The sequence below is a fragment of the Pseudomonas sp. FGI182 genome, from assembly GCF_000511325.1.
Classification (GTDB): domain Bacteria; phylum Pseudomonadota; class Gammaproteobacteria; order Pseudomonadales; family Pseudomonadaceae; genus Aquipseudomonas; species Aquipseudomonas putida_Z.
Map to the genome: position 1 here is coordinate 49,267 of NZ_CP007012.1, position 22,483 is coordinate 71,749.

21 protein-coding genes are annotated in these 22,483 nt (G+C 62.8%); 15 read left to right on the forward strand and 6 right to left on the reverse strand.

The features are described from left to right. Nucleotides 1-40 precede the first annotated feature (40 nt). From prlC to C163_RS00275, 6 genes are all read left to right on the forward strand, one after another. Entirely contained in the window at nt 41-2,128 is a 2,088-nt protein-coding gene (prlC, locus tag C163_RS00250; protein WP_177325752.1) for an oligopeptidase A, read from the forward strand. After that, the gene (locus C163_RS00255; protein WP_013970292.1) at nt 2,125-2,406 is read left to right on the forward strand and encodes a YheV family putative zinc ribbon protein; all 282 of its coding nucleotides are present in this window, start codon (nt 2,125-2,127) and stop codon (nt 2,404-2,406) included. Before prlC ends, C163_RS00255 begins: the two co-directional genes overlap by 4 nt. A gap of 124 nt (nt 2,407-2,530) precedes the next feature. After that, nucleotides 2,531-4,525 carry a M3 family metallopeptidase gene (locus tag C163_RS00260; RefSeq protein ID WP_025337202.1) on the forward strand — a complete coding sequence of 665 codons (1,995 nt, stop codon included), beginning with the start codon at nt 2,531-2,533 and terminating at the stop codon, nt 4,523-4,525. Nucleotides 4,526-4,602: 77 nt separating this feature from the next. Continuing rightward, nucleotides 4,603-5,661: a PA0069 family radical SAM protein gene (locus C163_RS00265; protein ID WP_025337203.1), complete on the forward strand. Its 1,059-nt coding sequence runs from the start codon at nt 4,603-4,605 to the stop codon at nt 5,659-5,661. Between the two features lie 423 nt (nt 5,662-6,084). Further along, nucleotides 6,085-6,804 carry a carbonic anhydrase gene (locus tag C163_RS00270; protein WP_013970295.1) on the forward strand — a complete coding sequence of 240 codons (720 nt, stop codon included), beginning with the start codon at nt 6,085-6,087 and terminating at the stop codon, nt 6,802-6,804. A 191-nt stretch (nt 6,805-6,995) separates the two neighbouring features. Further along, entirely contained in the window at nt 6,996-8,522 is a 1,527-nt protein-coding gene (locus C163_RS00275) for a SulP family inorganic anion transporter (protein ID WP_025337204.1), read from the forward strand. A gap of 2 nt (nt 8,523-8,524) precedes the next feature. Here C163_RS00275 and C163_RS00280 read toward each other — a convergent pair whose 3' ends face one another. The 4 genes from C163_RS00280 to C163_RS00295 all read right to left on the reverse strand — a co-directional run bounded on the left by C163_RS00280 (nt 8,525) and on the right by C163_RS00295 (nt 12,638). Continuing rightward, nucleotides 8,525-10,096: a M48 family metallopeptidase gene (locus C163_RS00280; RefSeq protein WP_025337205.1), complete on the reverse strand. Its 1,572-nt coding sequence runs from the start codon at nt 10,094-10,096 to the stop codon at nt 8,525-8,527. Nucleotides 10,097-10,101: 5 nt separating this feature from the next. Continuing rightward, nucleotides 10,102-10,464, reverse strand: coding sequence for a hypothetical protein (locus C163_RS00285; protein ID WP_025337206.1), 363 nt, complete (start codon nt 10,462-10,464; stop codon nt 10,102-10,104). After that, nucleotides 10,461-11,843, reverse strand: a complete 1,383-nt coding sequence (locus tag C163_RS00290; protein WP_025337207.1) for a CHASE2 domain-containing protein — start codon at nt 11,841-11,843, stop codon at nt 10,461-10,463. Before C163_RS00290 ends, C163_RS00285 begins: the two co-directional genes overlap by 4 nt. A gap of 144 nt (nt 11,844-11,987) precedes the next feature. After that, complete coding sequence (locus C163_RS00295; protein WP_025337208.1) at nt 11,988-12,638, reverse strand: hypothetical protein; 651 nt, start codon at nt 12,636-12,638, stop codon at nt 11,988-11,990. Nucleotides 12,639-13,007: 369 nt separating this feature from the next. Here C163_RS00295 and coxB point away from each other — a divergent pair, with 369 nt between their 5' ends. From coxB to C163_RS00315, 4 genes are read left to right on the forward strand one after another with little or no spacing between them, the layout of a single operon-like run. After that, on the forward strand, nt 13,008-14,135 hold the full coding sequence (gene coxB, locus C163_RS00300; protein ID WP_015268462.1) for a cytochrome c oxidase subunit II: 1,128 nt from the start codon (nt 13,008-13,010) through the stop codon (nt 14,133-14,135). Between the two features lie 43 nt (nt 14,136-14,178). Further along, on the forward strand, nt 14,179-15,768 hold the full coding sequence (ctaD, locus tag C163_RS00305) for a cytochrome c oxidase subunit I (RefSeq protein ID WP_025337209.1): 1,590 nt from the start codon (nt 14,179-14,181) through the stop codon (nt 15,766-15,768). A gap of 10 nt (nt 15,769-15,778) precedes the next feature. Further along, complete coding sequence (locus C163_RS00310) at nt 15,779-16,345, forward strand: cytochrome c oxidase assembly protein (RefSeq protein WP_015268464.1); 567 nt, start codon at nt 15,779-15,781, stop codon at nt 16,343-16,345. 16 nt (nt 16,346-16,361) lie between these two features. Continuing rightward, a complete protein-coding gene (locus C163_RS00315) occupies nt 16,362-17,249 on the forward strand; it encodes a cytochrome c oxidase subunit 3 (protein ID WP_003258926.1) in 888 nt (295 codons plus the stop codon). Between the two features lie 173 nt (nt 17,250-17,422). On the opposite strand, the gene C163_RS00320 is transcribed toward C163_RS00315, so the two are convergent. Next, nucleotides 17,423-17,626, reverse strand: coding sequence for a twin transmembrane helix small protein (locus tag C163_RS00320; RefSeq protein ID WP_025337210.1), 204 nt, complete (start codon nt 17,624-17,626; stop codon nt 17,423-17,425). A 63-nt stretch (nt 17,627-17,689) separates the two neighbouring features. Between C163_RS00320 and C163_RS00325 the strand changes: the two genes are divergently transcribed. From C163_RS00325 to C163_RS00345, 5 genes are read left to right on the forward strand one after another with little or no spacing between them, the layout of a single operon-like run. Next, nucleotides 17,690-18,427, forward strand: coding sequence for an SURF1 family protein (locus C163_RS00325; protein ID WP_025337211.1), 738 nt, complete (start codon nt 17,690-17,692; stop codon nt 18,425-18,427). Then, nucleotides 18,396-18,977 (forward strand): hypothetical protein, encoded by a 582-nt coding sequence (locus C163_RS00330; RefSeq protein ID WP_025337212.1) that lies wholly within the window; start codon nt 18,396-18,398, stop codon nt 18,975-18,977. The genes C163_RS00325 and C163_RS00330 overlap by 32 nt, the downstream gene beginning before the upstream one ends. A gap of 9 nt (nt 18,978-18,986) precedes the next feature. Then, on the forward strand, nt 18,987-20,066 hold the full coding sequence (locus tag C163_RS00335; RefSeq protein ID WP_025337213.1) for a heme A synthase: 1,080 nt from the start codon (nt 18,987-18,989) through the stop codon (nt 20,064-20,066). Further along, a complete protein-coding gene (gene cyoE, locus C163_RS00340) occupies nt 20,051-20,944 on the forward strand; it encodes a heme o synthase (RefSeq protein ID WP_025337214.1) in 894 nt (297 codons plus the stop codon). The genes C163_RS00335 and cyoE overlap by 16 nt, the downstream gene beginning before the upstream one ends. Then, entirely contained in the window at nt 20,941-21,573 is a 633-nt protein-coding gene (locus C163_RS00345; RefSeq protein WP_025337215.1) for an SCO family protein, read from the forward strand. Before cyoE ends, C163_RS00345 begins: the two co-directional genes overlap by 4 nt. A 123-nt stretch (nt 21,574-21,696) precedes the next feature. On the opposite strand, the gene C163_RS00350 is transcribed toward C163_RS00345, so the two are convergent. Further along, on the reverse strand, nt 21,697-22,467 hold the full coding sequence (locus tag C163_RS00350; protein ID WP_025337216.1) for a MetQ/NlpA family ABC transporter substrate-binding protein: 771 nt from the start codon (nt 22,465-22,467) through the stop codon (nt 21,697-21,699). Between the last annotated feature and the right edge of the window lie 16 nt (nt 22,468-22,483).

Sequence of the window (22,483 nt, forward strand, 5' to 3'; positions counted from 1 at the left end):
GGCAGGCTGCCTGCTGCGGTCGGCGTCGATTGTAATTAAGATGGGGCAGTGTTTCTTCTGCCAAGGTATCCAAACCGTGAGTGCGAACAACCCGCTTCTGCAGTCCTACGATCTGCCGCCCTTCTCGCAAATCCGTGCCGAACACGTATTGCCGGCAATCGAAGCGATCCTGGCCGACAACCGTAAAGCCATTGCCGAGATCCTCGAAAAGCAGGGCAAGAACCCTACCTGGGCTGGCCTGGTGCTGGCCATGGACGAGCTGAACGACCGCCTGGGCGCCGCCTGGAGCCCGGTCAGCCACCTCAATGCGGTGTGCAACAGCGCGCAGCTGCGCGAAGCCTACGAGTCGTGCCTGCCAGCGCTGAGCGCCTACTCTACCGAACTGGGCCAGAACCGTGCGCTGTTCGAAGCCTACCAGGCGCTGATCAACAGCCCCGAGGCCGCCGGTTTCGACGTGGCGCAAAAGACTATCCTCGAGCACGCCCTGCGTGACTTCCGCCTGTCGGGTATCGACCTGCCGGCGGATAAACAGCAACGCTACGCCGAAGTGCAGAGCAAGCTCAGCGAGCTGGGCAGCCGTTTCTCCAACCAGCTGCTCGACGCTACCCAGGCCTGGACCAAGCACGTTACCGACGAAGCCACGCTGGCCGGCCTGACCGACTCGGCCAAGGCGCAGATGGCTGCCGCCGCCCAGGCCAAGGGCCTCGACGGCTGGCTGATCACCCTGGAATTCCCCAGCTACTACGCGGTGATGACCTACGCCAGCGACCGCGCCCTGCGCGAAGAGCTGTACGCCGCCTACTGCACCCGCGCCTCGGACCAGGGCCCGAATGCCGGCCAGTTCGACAACGGCCCGGTGATGCAGGAAATCCTCGGCCTGCGCCAGGAACTGGCCGAACTGCTGGGCTACAAGAACTACGCCGAGCTGAGCCTGGCCACCAAGATGGCCGAGTCCAGCGACCAGGTGCTGAGCTTCCTGCGTGACCTAGCCAAGCGTTCCAAGCCGTTCGCCGCCCAGGATCTAGAGCAGCTCAAGGCCTACGCAGCCGAGCAGGGCTGCCCTGAGCTGGCCAGCTGGGACGCCGGCTACTTCGGCGAGAAGCTGCGCGAGCAGCGTTACAGCGTGTCGCAGGAGGCCCTGCGCGCCTACTTCCCGATCGACAAGGTGCTGGGTGGCCTGTTCAGCATCGTGCAGCGCCTGTACGGCATCGAGATCGCCGAACTCAAGGGCTTCGACAGCTGGCACCCGGATGTGCGCCTGTTCGAGATCAAGGAAAATGGCCAGCACGTCGGCCGCTTCTTCTTCGACCTCTACGCCCGCGCCAACAAGCGTGGCGGCGCCTGGATGGATGGCGCGCGTGACCGTCGCCGCACAGCCGCTGGCCAGTTGCAGAGCCCGGTGGCCAACCTGGTGTGCAACTTCACCCCGGCCGCGCCCGGCAAGCCGGCGCTGTTGACCCACGATGAAGTCACCACCTTGTTCCATGAGTTCGGCCACGGCCTGCACCACATGCTGACCCGCATCGAGCATGCCGGTGTATCCGGCATCAACGGCGTGGCCTGGGACGCGGTCGAACTGCCGAGCCAGTTCATGGAAAACTGGTGCTGGGAGCCGGAAGGCCTGGCACTGATCTCCGCCCACTACGAAACCGGTGCCCCACTGCCCCAGGACCTGCTGGACAAGATGCTGGCGGCGAAAAACTTCCAGTCGGGCATGATGATGGTGCGCCAGCTGGAGTTCTCGCTGTTCGACTTCGAGCTGCATGCCACCCATGGCGACGGCCGCAGCGTGCTGCAGGTGCTCGAAGGCGTGCGCGACGAGGTGTCGGTCATGCGCCCACCGGCGTACAACCGCTTCCCCAACAGCTTTGCGCACATCTTTGCTGGTGGTTATGCCGCGGGCTACTACAGCTACAAGTGGGCCGAAGTGCTGTCGGCCGACGCCTTCTCGCGCTTCGAGGAAGAAGGCGTGCTGAATGCCGAAACCGGCCGTGCCTTCCGTGAGGCTATCCTGGCACGCGGTGGTTCGCGCGAGCCGATGGAGCTGTTCGTCGACTTCCGTGGCCGTGAGCCTTCCATCGATGCCTTGCTGCGCCATAGTGGCCTGAGCGAGGACGCTGCAGCATGAGCGAGGTAGCCGTGAACAAGACCAAGAAACGCTTCATTGCCGGGGCGGTATGCCCGGCGTGCAGCGAGACCGACAAGTTGATGATGTGGAACGAAGACGGCGTACCGCACCGCGAGTGCGTGGCCTGCGGCTTTACCGACACCCTCAACGAGCAGGGCTTGTCGGTGCCGAAGGAACTCGGCACCCGGGTCAACCATCTGGAGCCGAAAGCCGCGCCGGCCAAGGTACAGACGGTGCAGTTCTTCCCCAACCCGAAGCTGAAGAAACCGGCTGAATAAAGCCGTCGTGCCGCCCGGGCGTCGTGCCCGGGCCGGCATGCCCGGGTGGTAGATAGTCAGGCCACCTGCTGCACGCTGGCCATGCAAGCTCGCCTGCTCTTCTCTACGAGCAAGGTGTTGCACCATGGACAACCCCCTTCTGCAAAATAGCCGTATCCCCGTCGATTATCCGTCGATCACGCTTCAAAACATGCAAGTTGCATTCGACCACGTGCTGTTGGCGCACGAGCAAGGCATCGAACGCATCATCCGCGACCAGCAGGCACTGCCAACCTGGGATGACATGGTGCTGGCGGTGGACGGGCTGGATAGTCAGCTTCTGACGGTGTTGTATGCTGCCTCGCCATTGGTTGGTCGGGACGAAGCCTGGGCCGGTGCCATTTTTGACTTCTTCGCCAAGGCCACGGAGCGGTTCGAACAGAAGTTCACCAATTCCGCACTGCAGGCCCTGTATGAGCGCTTGGCCAACAGCGACATCGGCAAGCAGCTGGATGCCCAGAAACGCGCCACGTTGCGCTGGCATCTGCACAAGTTCGCCTCCAGTGGCGCATCGCTCGACCCCGCAGGCAAGGTTCGCCTGGCCGAATTGCTGAAACAGATCGGCATTGCGCGCGAGGCTTTTCGCAGCAACATCAACCGACCAGGGCTGAGCATCACGGATGAATCCGAACTGAGTGGTGTACCTCAACGCATCCGTGACGAGCTGGCTACAAGGGCACAGGAGGCGGGTGAGCCGGGTTGGTTGATTGCGTGTGAAAGCGTGACCACCGACGCCGTGCTCAAACATGCTGACAACAGGCAGCTGCGCGAGCGCGTGTACCGGGCTTATAACACCCGAGGCGTCGGCCTCGGCCAACAGCAGGATAATCGCTCGCACCTGGAGCAATTGGCGAGGCTGCTGGAAGAAAAGGCCCACCTGCTCGGCTTTGCCAGCCATCTGGAGCAGAGCCTGCAGATGAAGAGCGCAGGTTCGGTTGCCCAGGTGCGCGGCTTTCTTCATGACCTGGCCGACCATGTGCGGCCGGCCGTGCTGCAGTGGCGTGCAGATATGCAGCGCCAGGCCGCAGCCAAAGGGCTGGGGAATGTCCAACCCTGGGACATTGCCTACCTGCAAGCCTCGTCGCGCGAGGTGCTTTCCACCGAAGCCTTGCGCGTACACTTCCCGCTGAATGCCGTGGTCAGCGCATTGCAGCAGTTGGCGGAAAAACTGTTTGGTGTAACGCTGCTGGCCAAGCCGCTGGCTACCTGGGATGACAGCGTGCAACCGTTCGAGGTGTGGCAGGACAACGCCTTGATCGGTTTCCTGTACCTGGACGCCGTACAGCATGCCGGCAAGCAACCTGACTCGGTATTCACCACCTACATTCGCAACCGCCGGGTCGATGCCGAGGGCATCTTCCAGGCGGCCTCGGTGGTGGTCTACAGCGACGTGCCCGCAGCGCTGCCGGGTAGCCAGCCGTTGCTGGATCATCTGTCACTGCGCAAGCTATTCCATGAGTTTGGCCATGCCTTGCACCATTTGCTGGTGCGCACGACCAACCACGTGATGTCCAATGTCACCGAACTCGGTACCGATGGCGTGGAGCTGTTCGGCAAGCTGTTCGAACGTTGGGTCTGGGACGCGGATTACCTGGTGGAGATCTCTTCGCCCCTCCAGGATGGCAGCAAGCTTTCCCGGCCCCGGGTCGATGAATGCCTGCGCCGCTTGCGGCAGCAAGGTGTGGAAGAAACCGCGCGCGACCTGAGCATGGCGCTGTTCGACCTGGACCTGCATGGCATGCCGAACGATGGCCGGTCCCTCGAGCAGCGCCTGGGCGATGCCCGTGAACATTGTGGCTACTGGCCCCTGGCCGAATTCGAGCACCCGGCGCATGCCTTCGACCATCTGGTAAACGGCTACGATGCCGGTTACTACGCCTACCTGTGGTCGGACGTGCACGCCTTCGACCTGTTCACCCGCTTCGAGGCCCAAGGCCTGCTGGACCGGGCCACAGGCCGGGCGCTGCAGGAGACATTGCTTGCCCCAGGGGCATCCCGACCGTTGCGTGAAGGTATCGAGGTGTTCCTCGGCCGGCAGTCGAGCCAACTGCCCTTTCTGCGTTGGCATGGCCTGAAGTAAACGTGCGCTGACCGGAGGTGCTGGCAAGAATCAAGCAGGCAATATACTGTATATGAATACAGTATCCGGGGTAGGCCATGATTCCTCCAGCACCGCAAAAGGGCCGTGGCACGGCGCACAATCCGCACAACCGCTTTGCCCCCAGCCATTCGGTGGCGGAGGATGACGGCTGGTACCAGGAGGTGCCGCAAACCCAGGGCACCGAGGTGCGGGTAGAGACGGCCAAGTCGGTGATCAGCCGCAACACCTCGCCCGACCTGCCCTTCGACCGCTCCATCAACCCTTACCGTGGCTGCGAGCACGGTTGCATCTACTGCTATGCCCGCCCTTCCCACGCCTACTGGGACCTTTCCCCCGGCCTGGATTTCGAGACCAAGCTGATTGCCAAGACCAACGCCGCCGAGGTGCTCGCGCAGCAGCTGAGCAAACCGGGTTACGTGTGCGCGCCGATCAACCTGGGTTCCAATACCGACCCGTACCAGCCGATCGAACGTGAACAACTGCTGACCCGGCGCCTGCTCGAAGTGCTGCTGCGTTTTCGCCACCCGGTAACCATCGTCACCAAGGGGTCGCTGGTGTTGCGCGACCTTGACCTGCTGGCCGAGATGGCTCGCCAGCGCCTGGTGCGGGTGATGATCAGCCTGACCACGCTGGACGATGACTTGAAACGGGTGCTGGAACCGCGTGCGGCGTCACCCAAGGCGCGCTTGCGGGCGATCCGCGTGATGCGCGAGGCGGGAGTGCCGGTGGGCGTGTTGTGTTCGCCGATGATTCCGATGATCAACGACAGTGAACTGGAACGGCTGCTGGAGGCGGCGAGGGAGGCAGGTGCACAGAGCGCAGCCTACATGATGTTGCGCCTGCCGCTGGAAGTGGCACCGTTGTTCGAGCAATGGCTGCAGGACCATTACCCGCAGCGGGCGGCGCATGTATTGAGCCTGATCCGCCAGAGCCGCGGCGGCGAACTGTATGACAGCCGGTTTGGTGCACGCATGCGCGGTGAAGGCGTGTTTGCCGAGTTGCTGGCGCAGCGCTTTGCCAAGGCCATGAAACGGCTGGAGTTCGAGGGGCGAGAAGCGCAGGCGCTGGATTGTTCGGCGTTTTGCCCGCCGGGGGGGCAGATGGCGCTGTTCTGATGTTGGACCCATTGCACGGCCCTTGTGGGAGCGGGCGCGCCCGCGAACACCGGCGCAGCCGGTGCCATGTACCGAGTTGCCTCCTTCGCGGGCACGGCCGCTCCCACAGGTTCTGCGCAGGTTCCGGGTTCCCGCATGGGGCGCATTGCCAGCCCTCAATGCAACTAATCCAAGTTGATAATTGCAGTAATGGCTCTTGGCAGTTGATGTTTTTTTGCTATTATCCAATACCCGCCTTTCCTATCTGGAACACCCGTTCTAGAGCCTTCGAATTAAGTTTCAGTTAAGTTTTCCCCGCTAGCGTAGGAAATCAGTCTTCACCGACTGTGATCTATGGCCCGTGCGTGTCATCTAAATCCCTGCATAGCCAGAATCTTTCACCGGTAAAATGGATTTACCTACACACCGTCAAGAGGATGAATCATGCCCGTCAAGGACCCATCCAAGGTCGTACCGCAGGTCCCCGCGGAGAGCGCCGATGCCGCCCTGAAGCACATCGTCGACGGCTTCCTGCGTTTTCACCATGACGTTTTCCCCGAGCAGCAAGAGCTGTTCAAGAAGCTTGCCACCGCGCAAACCCCGCGCGCCATGTTCATTACCTGCGCCGACTCGCGCATCGTTCCCGAGCTGATCACCCAGAGTTCGCCTGGCGACCTGTTCGTGACCCGTAACGTCGGTAACGTGGTACCGCCTTATGGCCAGATGAACGGCGGCGTTTCCAGCGCCATCGAGTACGCCGTGCTGGCGTTGAAAGTGCATCACATCATCGTCTGCGGCCACTCCGACTGCGGCGCCATGCGTGCCGTACTCAACCCGCAATCGCTGACCAAGATGCCGACCGTGTCCGCCTGGTTGCGCCACGCAGAAGTGGCCCGCACCGTGGTCGAGAACAACTGCTCGTGCGGCAGCGAACACGAAACCATGCAAGTGCTGACCAAGGAAAACGTCATCGCCCAGCTGCATCACCTGCGCACCCACCCTTCGGTGGCTTCGCGCCTTGCAGCCGGTGAGTTGTACATCCATGGCTGGGTCTACGACATCGAGACCAGCAAGATCGAAGCCTACGACGCCGCCAGCGATACCTTCCTGCCCCTGGCTGCTGGCGAGCCGGTCCCCTGCGCTACTCCGAGAGGCCGCTACTAAGCGACCCATCCACCCGCTTGAACCTTGATAGCCGGCTGCACCCTGACGGGGTGTGGCGCGGCCTTCGGCTGCCTTGAATTCCCTGACTGCCTGCCGGCACGCCCGCTGGCGGCCCGCGCCTGCGCGCTCGTCAGGGGCAAACGTGCCCACGGCCAGGGGAATGGCTGTGTGACAGAGAAAGGAGAAACACGGTGAACATTACACAGTTGAAAGCGGCCCTGCCGCGTGAGTTGCTGGCGTCGGTGGTGGTCTTCCTGGTGGCCTTGCCGTTGTGCATGGGCATTGCGATCGCTTCGGGCATGCCGCCGGCCAAAGGCCTGATTACCGGCATTATCGGCGGCATTGTAGTAGGTTTCCTTGCCGGTTCGCCGCTGCAGGTCAGTGGTCCGGCCGCCGGCCTGGCGGTATTGGTGTTCGAGCTGGTACGCCAGCATGGCATGGCCATGCTCGGGCCGATCCTGCTGCTGGCCGGCTTGCTGCAGTTGCTGGCCGGGCGCCTGCGCCTGGGCTGCTGGTTCCGGGTTACCGCGCCGGCGGTGGTGTACGGCATGCTGGCAGGGATTGGCGTGCTGATCGTGCTGTCGCAGGTGCATGTGATGTTCGATACCGCGCCGCAACCATCCGGCATGCAGAACCTGCTGGAGTTCCCGGCGACCGTGGCTGCGGCCCTGCCACAGGAAAGCGCCGGCTCCGGTTGGATGGCCGGTGCGCTGGGCCTGGGCACCATCGCCATCATGTGGGGCTGGGAGCGCCTGCGGCCGCAGCGGCTGCGCTTCGTCCCGGGTGCCCTGCTGGGCGTGTCGGCCATGACGGCCATCAGCATGTGGCTGGCCTTGCCGGTGAACCGCGTACAGGTGCCGGCCGACCTGTCCGAGGCCATCGACTGGATCCGCCCTGGTGACTTGATGCAACTGGCCGACCCTACCCTGTTGGTCGCCGCTTTTGCCCTGGCCTTCATCGCCAGTGCAGAAACCTTGTTGTCGGCTGCAGCGGTTGACCGCATGCACAGCGGCCAGCGTTCGGACTTCGACCGTGAGCTGTCGGCCCAAGGCATCGGCAACATGCTGTGCGGGGTGCTCGGCGCGTTGCCGATGACCGGGGTGATCGTGCGTAGCTCGGCCAATGTGCAGGCGGGAGCGCAGACCCGGGCTTCGGCGATCTTCCATGGCCTGTGGCTGCTGGCGTTCGTGGTGGCGCTGAGCAGCGTGCTGCAGCAGATCCCGGTGGCGAGCCTGGCGGGTGTGCTGGTGTTTACCGGGGTCAAACTGGTGGATTTCAAGGCGTTTCGTGGGTTGGGCCGCTATGGCCGCATGCCGATGTTCACCTACGCGGCGACGGCGCTGGCGATCATCTTTACCGACCTGCTGACTGGCGTATTGCTGGGCTTTGCCCTCACTGTGCTGACGCTGGCGCTCAAGGCGGCACGCTTGAGGATCAACCTGGTCCAGCTGGAGCGGCGCGGGCACATGGAACTGCGCCTGAGCGGGGCCGCGACTTTCCTCAAAGTCCCCGCCCTGACCCAGATCCTGGAGAGCGTACCCGCGGGTACGCATCTGCATGTGCCGCTGGCGAACCTCAGTTATATCGACCACTCGGTCCTGGAGCTGCTTGAGGACTGGGGGCGCGCGTGTCGCGCTTGCGGCTCACGCTTGTCCATCGAGCAGCGCGGGCTCAAGCGCCGTGTCGAAGGGCGCTTGCGCAGGGCCGCTCAGGTCTGAGCTCAGGCGGATTTGGGTACCAGCTTGTGGCACTGCTCTTTGCGGCTGGGGTATTGCTCGCACTTGCGCAATACCTGCTGCACCTGGCTATCGGCTTTCAATTGACGGTTGGCCATGAGTTTCTCGGTTATGAACAGCTCCTCGGAGCCCAGGTTGCGCTCGGCTTTGTCGATCATGGCAAGCGCTGCCTGGGGGTCGCCGTTTCTCAGGTGGTGGCCGATCATCAGGTCGTAGATCGAAGGGCTGGCCAGCGACCAATCCTGGATCGCCTGCAAGTCGGCGAGTGCGGCCCGGCTATTGCCCTGCGCCATGTGCAGGCTGAACGCTGCCCGACGAATACCGGGCTGGTCGCTGACCGGCGAGGCCAGCGCACGGGCGATGAAGGCTTCGGCTTCTGGGGTTTTCTTCTGCTCCAGAGCGGTAGTCGCGGCATAGGCGTCGCGGTACCCCTGCAGTGAGTGTTGCACGGTGGCGGCATCTCGCACCTTTGGCCAGCTGCGTCGATCGACCCGCGCCCGCGACTGCTGCTTGTATTCACGTTGCAGGTACTGGCGAAGGTCGTTGTCACGCTCGATGGGCGACATGTGCGAGCGGGAAAAATACTGGCCGGTGGAGGCAATCGCGGTGCCCAGGCCCTGGTTGAGCAGCGTTTGCAGCTCGCGGGTGGTGGCATTGATGTCGAGTTTCTTGAGGGACTCGGTCATGGCCACCTGGCGCTCCTCGAGGAAGCCAACCAGCAGGGGCTTCTGCTTACCCTGGAAGTCGTTCAGGCGTTGCAGGCTCACGCTCGACGCACGCGGGGCATAACCTGCGCGAATCATCAGGTCCGCACCGAGCAAGTCGGCCTGGTCTTCCTGGGTGCGGCCCCAGGCAGTGCTCCAGACGTTGTCCGAGAAGCTGTTGGCCAAAGCGGTATAGAGAACGGTGTTGCCGATGGTCTTCTGTGTACCCAGCGGGTCTTTGCTGAAGAACTTGCCGGTGGAGCGGTCCAGGCCGGTATTCTTGGCCATTGCCGCGATCACCACGGTGCTGGCGACGTTGGTCATCAGCTCTTTCTGCTGTTGGAATGCGGCCAGACGGTCGTGGTGGCGCAGTAGCACATGGCTCATCTCGTGGCCCAGCATGGCCGCAATCTCGTCTTCGCTCTCGACGTTCTCGAGCATGCCTAGGGGCACGAAGATATTGCCGTAAGGATCGGCCGAAGGGCCGAACGCATAGCTGTCGACGATACGCACCTGCAAGGTCGGTGCTTGCCCTGGCCAACTTTTGGCAAGGCGGGTGACGATGCCTTGCAGGTAGGCTTCCAACTGCGGGATCCGCACCAGGTTCTGCTGACGGATCTCATCGGCTGGCAGGGCTCGGCCATCGAAGCTCAGGCGCAGCTGGCCGGCGTGCTGCAGGTCCAGCCGGTAGTACTGGCGCACCTCGGTGTGTTCGACATAACGGCCTTCCAGGCGCGACTGGGTGGAGGGGCCCACCAGGTTCATCAACGCGTCGTTGGCACCGTTCAGTGTCTGGCAACCACTGAGCAGGCTGAGTGTGGAAACCGCGAGGGTAGCGAAGACGCCCTTCATTCCCTTCATTTGGCGCACCCAGCACCGTAACCGAGGGTTGAATTGTTCTGGTGGTCATCCGCCAGGTTGGTGGAAAGTTTCTGGCAGGGCATCGTGACGATGTTGAGCGGTGGATTGACGCGTACGCTCATGGTATCCAGCCAGACCTTTTCCCCAGCGAGATCGACTTGGACCAAGTCCAGTTCCTTGTTCCATTGCAGCACCTCGATGGCCTGTTTTGGCAGGCTGCTGCGGGCGACATCGCGTAGCGCCTTGCCCTGCTCGTCTAGCACCGGCAGTGGGTCGTCGATGACCGCCTCGATCATGGGGGCGGCGAACAGGCTGTGGCTGAACAACGCCGAGAACAGGAAAAGGAAGGTCTTGCTCATCTCTGGGTTCCTTGAGTAGAAAATTCCGAGTGGTTTGGCGCCCTGTTTTCGAAAAGGGCCTGGATCCTTGCACTGAACAGCGTCAGGGATAGCAGCAGCAGCCCGAGGAAGTTGGCCGGGGTGTAGTTGTTCAACCACAGCCCCACGCTCAGGCCGCTCAATAGCACCAGCACCACGACCCATGCGCCCAGAGGCTCGAGCCGCATGCGGGCGCGCTGGCCATTGCCGGTAACACTGAACAATGGAGCTTCGAGGGTGCCTTTGAGGAGCGTGATAACACCCAGCAGCGCCAGTTCGATCAAGTCGAGAACGTCCACCGAGCCGGTGAAGGGAATGCCCAGTTCGGCCAGACTGGGCGTTGCGCGGTAATAGTCCATGCCCCAGTCAATGAGGTTGTCCAGCGCCATTGCATGCAGGTACACGCCAGGGATCTTGCCGTGCAGCGGCGACAGCGTGACGTCACCGGTACCGGAAATGTGCGCACCCACCAATACCAGTTTGCCCTGCAGCAGCTGCCTGATCAGCGCCTGGTCGTCGGGGTCGGTGACCTCCAGGTCGCTGGCCGACAGCGTCAGGTTGTAGGGGCAGTTCGATTGGGCGTTGTTGCCGAGCTTCCAGAACACAGCTTGCATCAGTTGGTCGACGAGGCCTGGCACAGTGCAGGCGCCAATGTCGGACACCTGTGCCTGCAGGGGGGACTGATGCACGCCCCATTGCACGGTCATGGGCGGACGCTGGGCAGCTGCCATGGCATCGGCTGGCAGGGAAGCGCAGGTATGTCGGCGGCAGTATTCGCGGTACAGCTGCAATGCAGGGGTTTCCAGTACACCCAGTGGAGTCGGGACGGCCAGTGGGTATTGGCTGCCATAGCCGCTCCAGCTGACCAGTGCCGGGGTGCTGACCTGGGCCAGGCGCGGCAGGACATTCACGGCACCTTCGCTACCGCGCTCAAGGCCAGAGTTGGCCAGCATCAGGGGAATGCCCTGTTGTCGGTAACGCTCGAACACGTTGGCCAGAACCTGGCTTTCCATGCGTGGAGCCTGCCCGGGCACCGTGCGGGAGTGGTCATGGCTGTACAGCAGGTCAATGAACACTGCGCCAGGCCTGTAGGCGAGCAGGCGCTTGAACAGTTTGCTCTGTTCGTTATAGGGCAATGGCCAGTAGGTATCGTTGCGCAGCAGGTAGCTGTCGTCGATCAGGACCACGACGACCTGGCGTTGCCCGGCATCGGCATACCCGCTTGCCAGCAGGCGATTGAGCCAGCGCGCCGATGCATCGTCCGTGGAACTGGCCAGGCCAATGGGGTCCAGCAGGGCGATCAGGGCCAGCGAAAGCCCGAACAGCCATTGGTGCATTGAAATACGTGACAGTCTGAGCATCCATGCCTCGATCCAAAGGATGAGGCATTCTGCCATCATTGCTCAGTGATTCGAAAGTGCCATTATTCTTCTGCCAGGTATGTCTGCCAGTCAGTTAAATGAGAGGGTCCGCAAGGCGAACCCCAAGATTTCAAGGGCAATTTTTCAGGCGGGGTTCTGCTGCAGCTCGAGCCCCACGCTCAGTTGCCGTGACAGGCACGGCCAGCGCTTCCACGCCGCGCCTGTTTCCGGGCTGCTCAATTTCTCGCGGTAGGCTTCCACCGATTCCACCGCGAAGCTTTCATCATTCAACATTTCGTCCACCGAGTGGTGCACCACTTCGTCCAGCTGGTTGGCAAACGTCTCGCCAATCAAATGGTGGGCAATCAGGTTGGCGACGGTGGTGTCGACCGGGATCAGCGGCTGCTGGAAGTGACGGATGTACAGGTCGTTTACCTCTTCCACCAGGCGGTGCGCCAGGTAGGCCTCATCCAGCAGGCAGTCCAGGCCCACATGCCCTTGCATCACGCTGGGCGGCTGCAGGAAGTAGGCTTCGGCGATTTTCAGTACAGGTTTGATCTGCGATTCGATCCCGGCCTCGCGGGCGACCTCATGGGCGGCCTCCAGCAGTTCCGGAACCTGGTCGATGTAGGCGCTGACGAAGCGCGCCAAAGTACCCTGGGCGTCCTGCTCAGGCAGTTGGATCGAGGGGTGCAGGTGGGGCAGTTGCAGCTCGAGACGCTTTTTCAGTTGGCCGGTCTGGCCTTCGTGTTGATGGGCTTGGCTTACCTGCTCGCGTACAGCAGCGATGTTCATGACAACTCCAGGGACATTACGTTTCAAACGGAAGACACTAAATTAGCTCGGTATACAGAATACCTAAGACGCATTTGTTATAAGTCGCGCAAACGTGTGCATGCTCAGGCATATCGAAATGCCATTATTGCGCCATACCCTATCAAGCGCGCGGTTTTCAGGGCGTTCGGCCCTTTCATTAAGTTCATTTCACGGCCTTCGTTGCGTGCCGTTGGTCGCTGTCTATACTCCCGGTGAACGTGATTCGTTGATGAGGCCCAACTGCTTTTAGCAGGGGCTCGGTCGTCGAAGCCAGGCAGTCTTGACCACCGTTCCCTCTTGCCGCAGGCCACGCCTCCGGGACTACAAGAACGAGAAGGGGAACCCGCAATGATGCGACATCCACATGTCTGGATGGGCCTCCTGTTGTGGTCGGTTTTTGGTCAGGCGAACGCCGCCTGGACCGTGAACATGCACCCAGGGGCGACGGAAGTCTCCAACGCCGTCTTCGACCTGCACATGACCATCTTCTGGATCTGCGTGATCATCGGCATCGTTGTCTTTGGCGCGATGTTCTGGTCCATGGTCATCCACCGCCGTTCCACCGGCCAGCAGGCTGCGCATTTCCACGAGCACACCTGGGTGGAAATCCTCTGGACCGTGGTCCCCTTCCTGATCCTGGTGGCCATGGCCATCCCGGCCACCAAGACCCTGATCGACATCTACGATGCCAGCGAGTCGGACATCGATATCCAGGTTACCGGCTACCAGTGGAAGTGGCACTACAAATACCTGGGCCAGGACGTGGAGTTCTTCAGCAACCTGGCCACCCCCACCGAGCAGATCCACAACAAGGCACCCAAGGACGAGCACTACCTGCTCGAAGTCGACCAGCCGCTGGTGCTGCCGGTGGGCGCCAAGGTGCGTTTCCTGGTGACTGCTGCCGACGTCATCCACTCCTGGTGGGTGCCGGCCTTCGCGGTCAAGCGTGATGCCATCCCCGGCTTCGTCAACGAAGCCTGGACCCGTATCGAGAAGCCCGGCATCTACCGTGGCCAGTGCACCGAGCTGTGCGGCAAGGACCACGGTTTCATGCCGGTGGTGGTCGAGGTCAAGTCCAAGGCCGACTACGACACCTGGCTGGGCGAGCGCAAGGCCGAAGCTGCCAAGCTCAAGGAGCTGACCAGCAAGGAATGGACCCTGGAGGAGCTGGTGGAACGTGGTGACAAGGTCTACCACACCACCTGCGTGGCCTGTCACCAGGCCGAAGGCCAGGGCCTGCCGCCGATGTTCCCGGCGCTCAAGGGCTCGAAGATCGCCACCGGGCCGAAGGAAGCCCACCTGGGCATCGTCTTCCACGGCAAGCCCGGCACTGCCATGGCCGCGTTCGGCAAGCAGCTCTCGGAAGTCGACATCGCCGCCGTGGTCACCTACGAGCGGAACGCCTGGGGCAACAACAAGGGTGACATGGTCACGCCGAAGGACGTGCTGGCGCTGAAGCAGGCAGAAGCGCAATGAACCGGGTTACTCGCGGCAATCAATGGATTGCAGGAGACAGGACATGAGTGCAGTGATCGACGACCACGCCCACGGCCATGACCATGCGCACGGCCCGGCCAAGGGCCTGATGCGCTGGGTGCTGACCACCAACCACAAGGACATCGGCACGATGTACCTGTGGTTCAGCTTCATCATGTTCCTGGTCGGCGGCTCGTTCGCCATGGTGATCCGCGCCGAGCTGTTCCAGCCCGGCCTGCAGATCGTCCAGCCGGAGTTCTTCAACCAGATGACCACCATGCACGGCCTGATCATGGTGTTCGGTGCGGTGATGCCGGCCTTTGTCGGCCTGGCCAACTGGATGATCCCGCTGATGATCGGCGCGCCCGACATGGCCCTGCCGCGGATGAACAACTTCAGCTTCTGGCTGCTGCCGGCGGCTTTCCTGCTGCTGGTCTCGACCCTGTTCAGCCCGGGCGGCGGGCCCAACTTCGGCTGGACCTTCTACGCCCCGCTGTCCACCACCTACGCGCCGGCCAGCGTCACCTTCTTCATCTTTGCCATCCACCTGATGGGCATCAGCTCGATCATGGGCGCGATCAACGTGATCGCCACCATCCTCAACCTGCGCGCCCCGGGCATGACCCTGATGAAGATGCCACTGTTCGTCTGGACCTGGCTGATTACCGCATTCCTGCTGATTGCGGTGATGCCGGTGCTGGCCGGCGTCGTGACCATGATGCTGATGGACATCCACTTCGGTACCAGCTTCTTCAGTGCCGCCGGCGGTGGTGACCCGGTGCTGTTCCAGCACGTGTTCTGGTTCTTCGGCCACCCTGAGGTGTACATCATGATCCTGCCGGCCTTCGGCGCGGTCAGCTCGATCATCCCGGCGTTCTCGCGCAAGCCGCTGTTCGGCTACACCTCGATGGTGTACGCCACCGGCGCCATCGCCTTCCTGTCGTTCATCGTCTGGGCCCACCACATGTTCGTGGTCGGTATCCCCGTGGTCGGCGAGCTGTTCTTCATGTACGCCACCATGCTGATCGCCGTGCCTACCGGGGTGAAGGTGTTCAACTGGGTCAGCACCATGTGGGAAGGCTCGCTGACCTTCGAAACGCCGATGCTGTTCGCCATCGCCTTTGTCATCCTGTTCACCATCGGCGGTTTCAGCGGGCTGATGCTCGCCATCGCCCCGGCGGACTTCCAGTACCACGACACCTACTTCGTGGTGGCGCACTTCCACTATGTGCTGGTGCCTGGGGCGATCTTCGGCATCTTCGCCTCGGCCTACTACTGGCTGCCGAAATGGACCGGCCACATGTACGACGAAACCCTCGGCAAGCTGCACTTCTGGCTATCGTTCGTCGGCATGAACATGGCCTTCTTCCCCATGCACTTCGTGGGGCTGGCCGGCATGCCACGGCGGATCCCCGACTACAACCTGCAGTTCGCCGACTTCAATATGGTGTCGTCGATCGGCGCGTTCATGTTCGGCGCCACGCAGATCTTCTTCCTGTTCATCGTCATCAAGTGCATCCGCGGCGGCGCGCCGGCACCGGCCAAGCCATGGGATGGCGCTGAGGGCCTGGAGTGGTCGATCCCTTCGCCTGCGCCCTACCACACCTTCCAGACGCCACCGGAAGTGAAATAGGAACCGTGCCATGAACGGCCTTTCACTGAAACGCCTGGTATTGCGCCTGTTGATGCTGACGGTGGTGATGTTCGCCTTCGGCTTCGCCCTGGTGCCTATCTATGACGTGATGTGCAAGGCCTTCGGCATCAACGGCAAGACCGGAGGGCAGTACGAAGGCAGCCAGGTCAGCGACCCGACGCGTTCGGTGCGGGTGCAGTTCATGTCGACCAATGCCAGCGACATGGTCTGGGACTTCTACTCCACCGCCGACCAGTTGGAGGTCAACCCGGGTGCGGTGAACCAGATGATCTTCATCGCCCACAACCCGACCGACCGGCCGATGAGTGCGCAAGCCATCCCCAGCATCACCCCGGCCGAGGCTGCGGCGTACTTCCACAAGACCGAGTGCTTCTGCTTCACCCAGCAGGTGCTGCAGCCCGGCGAACGCATCGAGATGCCGGTGCGCTTCATCGTCGACCGCGACCTGCCGGCCAGCGTGAAGCACCTGACACTGGCCTACACCTTGTTCGACATCACCGCTCGCCACCCGCCGGTCGCGCATGTCGCGGCCCAGGACGTCCAGGGCGCCCGTTAAGGGAAGGAGAACAGCAATGGCAAGTCATGAGCACTACTACGTTCCGGCGCAGAGCAAGTGGCCGATCATCGCCACCATCGGCATGTTCATCACGGTGTTCGGCCTGGGTACCTGGTTCAACGACATGAAGGCCGGCCACCCCGAGTCGCACGGGCCGCTGATCTTCTTCATCGGCGCGTTGTTCCTGGCCTACATGCTGTTCGGCTGGTTCGGTTCGGTGGTGCGGGAGAGCCGCGCGGGGCTGTACAGCCCGCAACTGGACCGCTCGTTCCGCTGGGGCATGAGCTGGTTCATTTTCTCCGAGGTGATGTTCTTCCTGGCGTTCTTCGGTGCGCTGTTCTACGTGCGCGTGCTGGCCGGGCCGTGGCTGGGCGGTGAAGGGGCCAAGGGTGTTGCGCACATGTTGTGGCCGACCTTCGAATTCACCTGGCCGCTGCTGCACACGCCCGACCCGAAACTGTTCCCGCCGCCCAAGGAAGTGATCGACCCGTGGCACCTGCCGCTGATCAACACCATCTTGCTGGTCAGCTCCAGCGTGACCATCACCATCGCCCACCATGCCCTGCGTCGCGGCCACCGTGGCCCGCTGAAATTCTGGATGGCGCTGACCATCGTCCTAGGCGCCAGCTTCATCGCGTTGCAGGCCTACGAGTACCACGAGGCCTATACCAAGCTGGGGCTGACGCTGGGGTCGGGTATCTACGGCGCGACGTTCTTCATGCTCACCGGCTTCCACGGCGCCCACGTGACCCTGGGCACGATCATCCTGATCGTGATGTTCGTGCGCATCTTGCGCGGGCATTTCAACCCGGAGAAACACTTTGGTTTCGAGGCGGCCAGTTGGTACTGGCACTTCGTCGATGTGGTGTGGGTGGGGTTGTTCATCTTTGTCTACGTACTCTGACAGCCGACTGCGAACCCTTGTAGGAGCGGCCTTGTGTCGCGATGGGGCGCGTAGCGGCCCCAAAGCAGCCAAGGCGCTCTGCCAGGTGAATCAGGGTTGCAGGTTTTGGGGCCGCTTTGCGGCCCATCGCGACGCAAGGCCGCTCCTACAAGGAAACGCGCAAGGTTCAGGTATCAGAAGGGGGCGTGCGAGACCAGCTGACCGCTGATGAAGCCCCAGGCGACAAGGCCGATGGTCAGCGCCGCCAAGGTCACCCGCACGGTCAGCGCTTTCAGTAAACGGGTCGAGCTTTCATCGTCCTTGACCAGAAACACCAGGCCGCTGAACAGGCTGGCAATCGTGGCCAACAGCATCAGGACAATCGCGGCCTTGAGCATGGCGATACTCCGGGGGGATGCGGTGATGTGGATAAGTATAGCGATCGGCCCGACGAGGCTCCGATGAGGCCGTTTCGTCCGGGCTGGGTACCAACTCTGGTGGTGCTTGCGCTGCTGCCGGGGCTGATCGCGCTTGGCTGCTGGCAACTCGGCCGTGCCGAGGAAAAGCGCGTGCTGCTGGCCGCCTATGCCGAGCGGCGGGTCGAAGCGCCCGTGGCCACGGCCCAGCTGACAGCGAACCAGGACAATGCCTTCCGCCGCGTGCATCTCTATGGCCGCTTCGACGACGAGCACAGCCTGCTGCTGGACAACCGCATGCGTGATGGCCAGGCCGGTGTCGAGCTGCTGCAACCCTTCCATGATCAGGCCAGCGGCGTGTGGCTGCTGGTCAACCGCGGCTGGCTGCCCTGGCCGGACCGCCGCGTGCCGGTGCATTTCGATACCCCTGCCCAGGCGTTGGCGCTGGACGCTTCGGTGTATGTCGCGCCTGGCAGCACGTTCCAGCTGCACCCCGACCCTGCAGGCGGCCAATGGCCGCACCTGCTGACTGCCGTGGATGCCGCGCAGCTATGGCAACAGCTCGATCGCGAAGGCTTCGCCCATGAGCTGCGCCTGGAACCCGGCCCGGCGACCTATCGCCTGGACTGGCCGGTCGTTGCCATGGGCCCGGAAAAACACCTGGGTTACGCCGTGCAGTGGTTTGCCCTGGCAACCACTTTGGTACTGCTCTACCTCTACTTCGGCTGGCACCACAACAAGGAGAAACGCCATGGCCACCGCCACTCCACTGGAAGTGCCTGAACGTAGCAAACCCAGAGCCCGCGGGCGTTTGCAGCTGCTGTTGATTCTGCTGGTGGTGCTCGGGCCGATGGTTCTGGCCACCAGCATGTACAAGCTCAAGTTCTGGGTGCCGGACGGCCGCAGCTACCACGGCGTGATGATCGGCAACGGTGAGAGCCTTTCCGATATCGGCGTGGCGGGCCAGGACGAGCGCTGGCAGCTGCTGGTGAGCACACCCACAGCCTGTGCCGAGGATTGCCAGCGGCTGGTGTACCTGGCCCGGCAGATCCAGGTCGGCCTGGGCCGTGATGCCAGCCGTGCCAGCCATGCCCTGGCGGCCGCCCAGCCGGCAAGTGCCGACTACCAGGCGTTGCTCGGCCGCGAATACCCACAGTTGCAGCGTTACCCGCTGGATGCGCAACGCTACCTGCAAAAGGTCGGCGAGGCCGGCCCGCAGCTGTGGATCGTCGACCCACACGGCAACCTGGTGCTGCGCTACGACGCCAAGGTCAACGGCAAGCATGTGCTGGACGACCTGCGCCACCTGCTCAAGCTGTCCAACATCGGCTAGGAGCCTGCCATGGCCAGACCCGGATTCCGCCTTGCTGTGTTCGCCACCTTGCTGGCACTGCTGGTCGTCCTGCTCGGTGCCTATACCCGCCTGACCCACGCCGGCCTCGGCTGCCCGGACTGGCCGGGTTGCTACGGCTTCATCAGCGTGCCCAAGAGCGAAGCGCAGCTGGCTCATGCCGAGCTGCATTTCCCCGAACACCCGGTGGAAGCCGCCAAGGGCTGGGCCGAGATGGTCCACCGCTACTTCGCCGGCACCCTGGCGATGGTGATCGCCCTGCTCGCCTTGCAGGCGCTGCGCCGGCATGCCCGCGATGGCCAGCCTTATCGCCTGCCCTTGCTGCTGCTGGGCGTGGTGCTGGCCCAGGCAGCCTTCGGCATGTGGACGGTCACCCTCAAGCTGTGGCCGCAGGTGGTCACCGCGCATCTACTCGGTGGCTTCACTACCCTGAGTTTGTTGTTCCTGTTGTCCCTGCGTCTGTCGCGGGCCTTTGCGCCCTTGCCAAAGCTGCCATTGAGCCTGCGCCGGATCGCCGCGCTGGCCTTGCTGGTGGTGATCGGCCAGATCTCCCTGGGCGGCTGGGTCAGTGCCAACTACGCGGCCGTCGCCTGCATCGACCTGCCCACCTGCCACGGCCAGTGGTGGCCGGCGGCGGACTTCAGCAACGGGTTCCACCTGACCCAGCACGTCGGGCCCAATTACCTGGGCGGGCAGCTGGACAGTGATGCGCGCACGGCCATTCACATCAGCCACCGCCTGGGCGCATTGCTGGTGACCTGTGTGCTGCTGATGCTCAGCTGGAAGCTGCACCGCTGCGGCCTCCCTGGCCTGGCGCGGCTGGTGCTGCTGGCGCTGGTGGTGCAAGTCGGCCTGGGCATCAGCAATGTGCTGCTGCACCTGCCGCTGGCCGTAGCCGTGGCGCACAACGCTGGTGGGGCGCTGTTGCTGCTGAGCATGGTGCTGGTGAACTACCGCATCCGTGTGGTCGACAAGTTTCGCGTGGGTGTCGGCCATGGCTGGCGCCTGCGGCCCTTGGCTGGCGTGGGCATTTCCCACCACATGAGGAATGATTCGTGGCGACGCTTCTGAGCACACAGAGGGCCAGCTGGCGTGATTACCTGGAGCTGACCAAGCCCAAGGTGGTGGTGCTGATGCTGATCACCTCGCTGGCGGGTATGTTCCTTGCCACCCGTGCGGGTGTCAGCTGGAGCGTGCTGCTGTTCGGCAACCTGGGCATCGGCTTTTGTGCAGGCGGCGCGGCGGTGGTCAACCATGTGGTGGACCGACGCATCGACGCGCTGATGGCGCGTACCCACAAGCGGCCGCTGGCCCAGGGCCGTGTCGAGCCGCTGCCGGCGCTGCTGTTCGCCCTGGCGCTGGCGCTACTGGGCATGGCCCTGCTGCTGGTGTTCACCAACGCCCTCACCGCCTGGCTGACACTGGCTTCCCTGCTCGGCTATGCGGTGCTCTACACCGGTTTTCTCAAGCGCGCCACGCCGCAGAACATCGTCATCGGCGGTTTGGCTGGAGCCGCCCCGCCGTTGCTGGGCTGGGTGGCGGTCAGCGGCCATGTCAGCGCCGAGCCCCTGTTGCTGGTGCTGATCATCTTCGCCTGGACCCCACCACACTTCTGGGCCTTGGCCATCCACCGCAAGGAGGAATACGCCAAGGCCGATATCCCGATGCTGCCGGTGACCCACGGCGAGCGCTACACCAAGCTGCATATCCTGCTGTACACCCTGGTATTGCTGGCGGTAAGCCTGCTGCCGTACGCCATCCACATGAGCGGCCCGCTGTACCTGGCCTGCGCCCTGGTGCTGGGCCTGCGCTTCCTGCAATGGGCCTGGGTGTTGTACCGTGGCAGCCGGCCGCACGCAGCGATCGGCACCTTCAAGTACTCTATCGGCTACCTGTTCGCGCTGTTCATCGCGTTGCTCCTCGACCACTACCTGTTGCTGAACCTATGACCCGAACCCAGAAAACCGTCTTCATCCTCGTTGCCCTGGTCGCGTTGATCCTGGGCCTGACCGTCAACAAGGTGCTCAATGGCCGCGACCAGCCCAACCCCACCGAGCTGATCGATGCCGGCATCATCCTGCTGCCGCAGAGCCGTACCGTGGCCGATGTGACCATGACCAACCAGGACGGCCAGACGGTGCAACTGGATGACCTGAAGGGCAAATGGTCGCTGTTGTTCTTCGGCTACACCTACTGCCCGGACATCTGCCCGACCACCCTGGCCCAGCTGCGCCAGGTGAAGAGCGAGCTGCCCAAGGAGGCCGTCGACCGGCTGCAGGTGGTGCTGGTGAGCGTTGACCCGAACCGCGACACGCCGAACCAGCTGAAGCAGTACCTGGGTTATTTCGACAAGGATTTCGTCGGGGTGGCGGGGTCGATCGAGGATACCCAGAAGCTGGCCAATGCCTTGAGCATTCCGTTCATTCCGGCCGATACCAGCAAGCCGGGGTATACCGTGGATCACAGCGGCAACCTGGCGGTTGTGGGGCCGGATGGGCGTCAGCGCGGGTTCATTCGGGCGCCGTTCAACAACCAGAAGCTGGTGGCGCAGTTGCCCGGGCTTGTGAAGCGGGATTGAGATTTTTGGGCCTGCTGCGCAGGCCTATCGCGACACAAGGCCGCTCCTACAGGGGAATGCGATCCCATGTAGGAGCGGCCTTGCGTCGCGAATGGGCCGCAAAGCGGCCCCGGGGATTTCGGATCAGAACGCCGGAACCACAGCGCCTTTGTACTTCTCGTTGATGAACTGCTTCACCTCAGGCGAGTGCAGCGCAGCAGCCAGCTTTTTCATGGCGTCCGAGTCCTTGTTGTCCGGGCGGGCAACCAGGATGTTCACGTAAGGCGAGTCGCTGCCTTCGATGACCAAGGCGTCTTTCTCCGGGTTCAGCTTGGCTTCCAGCGCGTAGTTGGTGTTGATCAGGGCAGCATCGACCTGGGTCAGCACGCGCGGGATGGTGGCTGCTTCCAGCTCACGGAACTTCAGGCTTTTCGGGTTCTCGGCAACATCCTTCACGGTGGACAGGATGTTCTTGTTGTCCTTCAGCTTGATCACACCGGCCTTGTCCAGCAGCAGCAGCGCGCGGCCGCCGTTGGTGGCGTCGTTGGGGATGACCACGGTGGCGCCGGAGGACAGCTCGTCCAGCTTCTTGATCTTGGTCGAGTACACGCCCAGCGGCTCGATGTGCACGCCGGCAACGCTCACCAGGTTGGTGCCCTTGGCCTTGTTGAACTCATCCAGGTACGGCTGGTGCTGGAAGAAGTTGGCGTCCAGGCGCTTTTCGGCCACCTGCACGTTCGGCTGGATGTAGTCGGTGAATTCCTTGACCTTCAGCTCCACCCCCTCTTTCGCCAGTGCAGGTTTGACGAAATTGAGGATCTCGGCGTGCGGTACCGGGGTAGCAGCAACGGTCAGGGACTCGGCGTGGGCCGAGAAGGCCGCGACAGCGGCGACAACAGCAAGCAGCTTCTTCATTGATCACTCCTTGTGA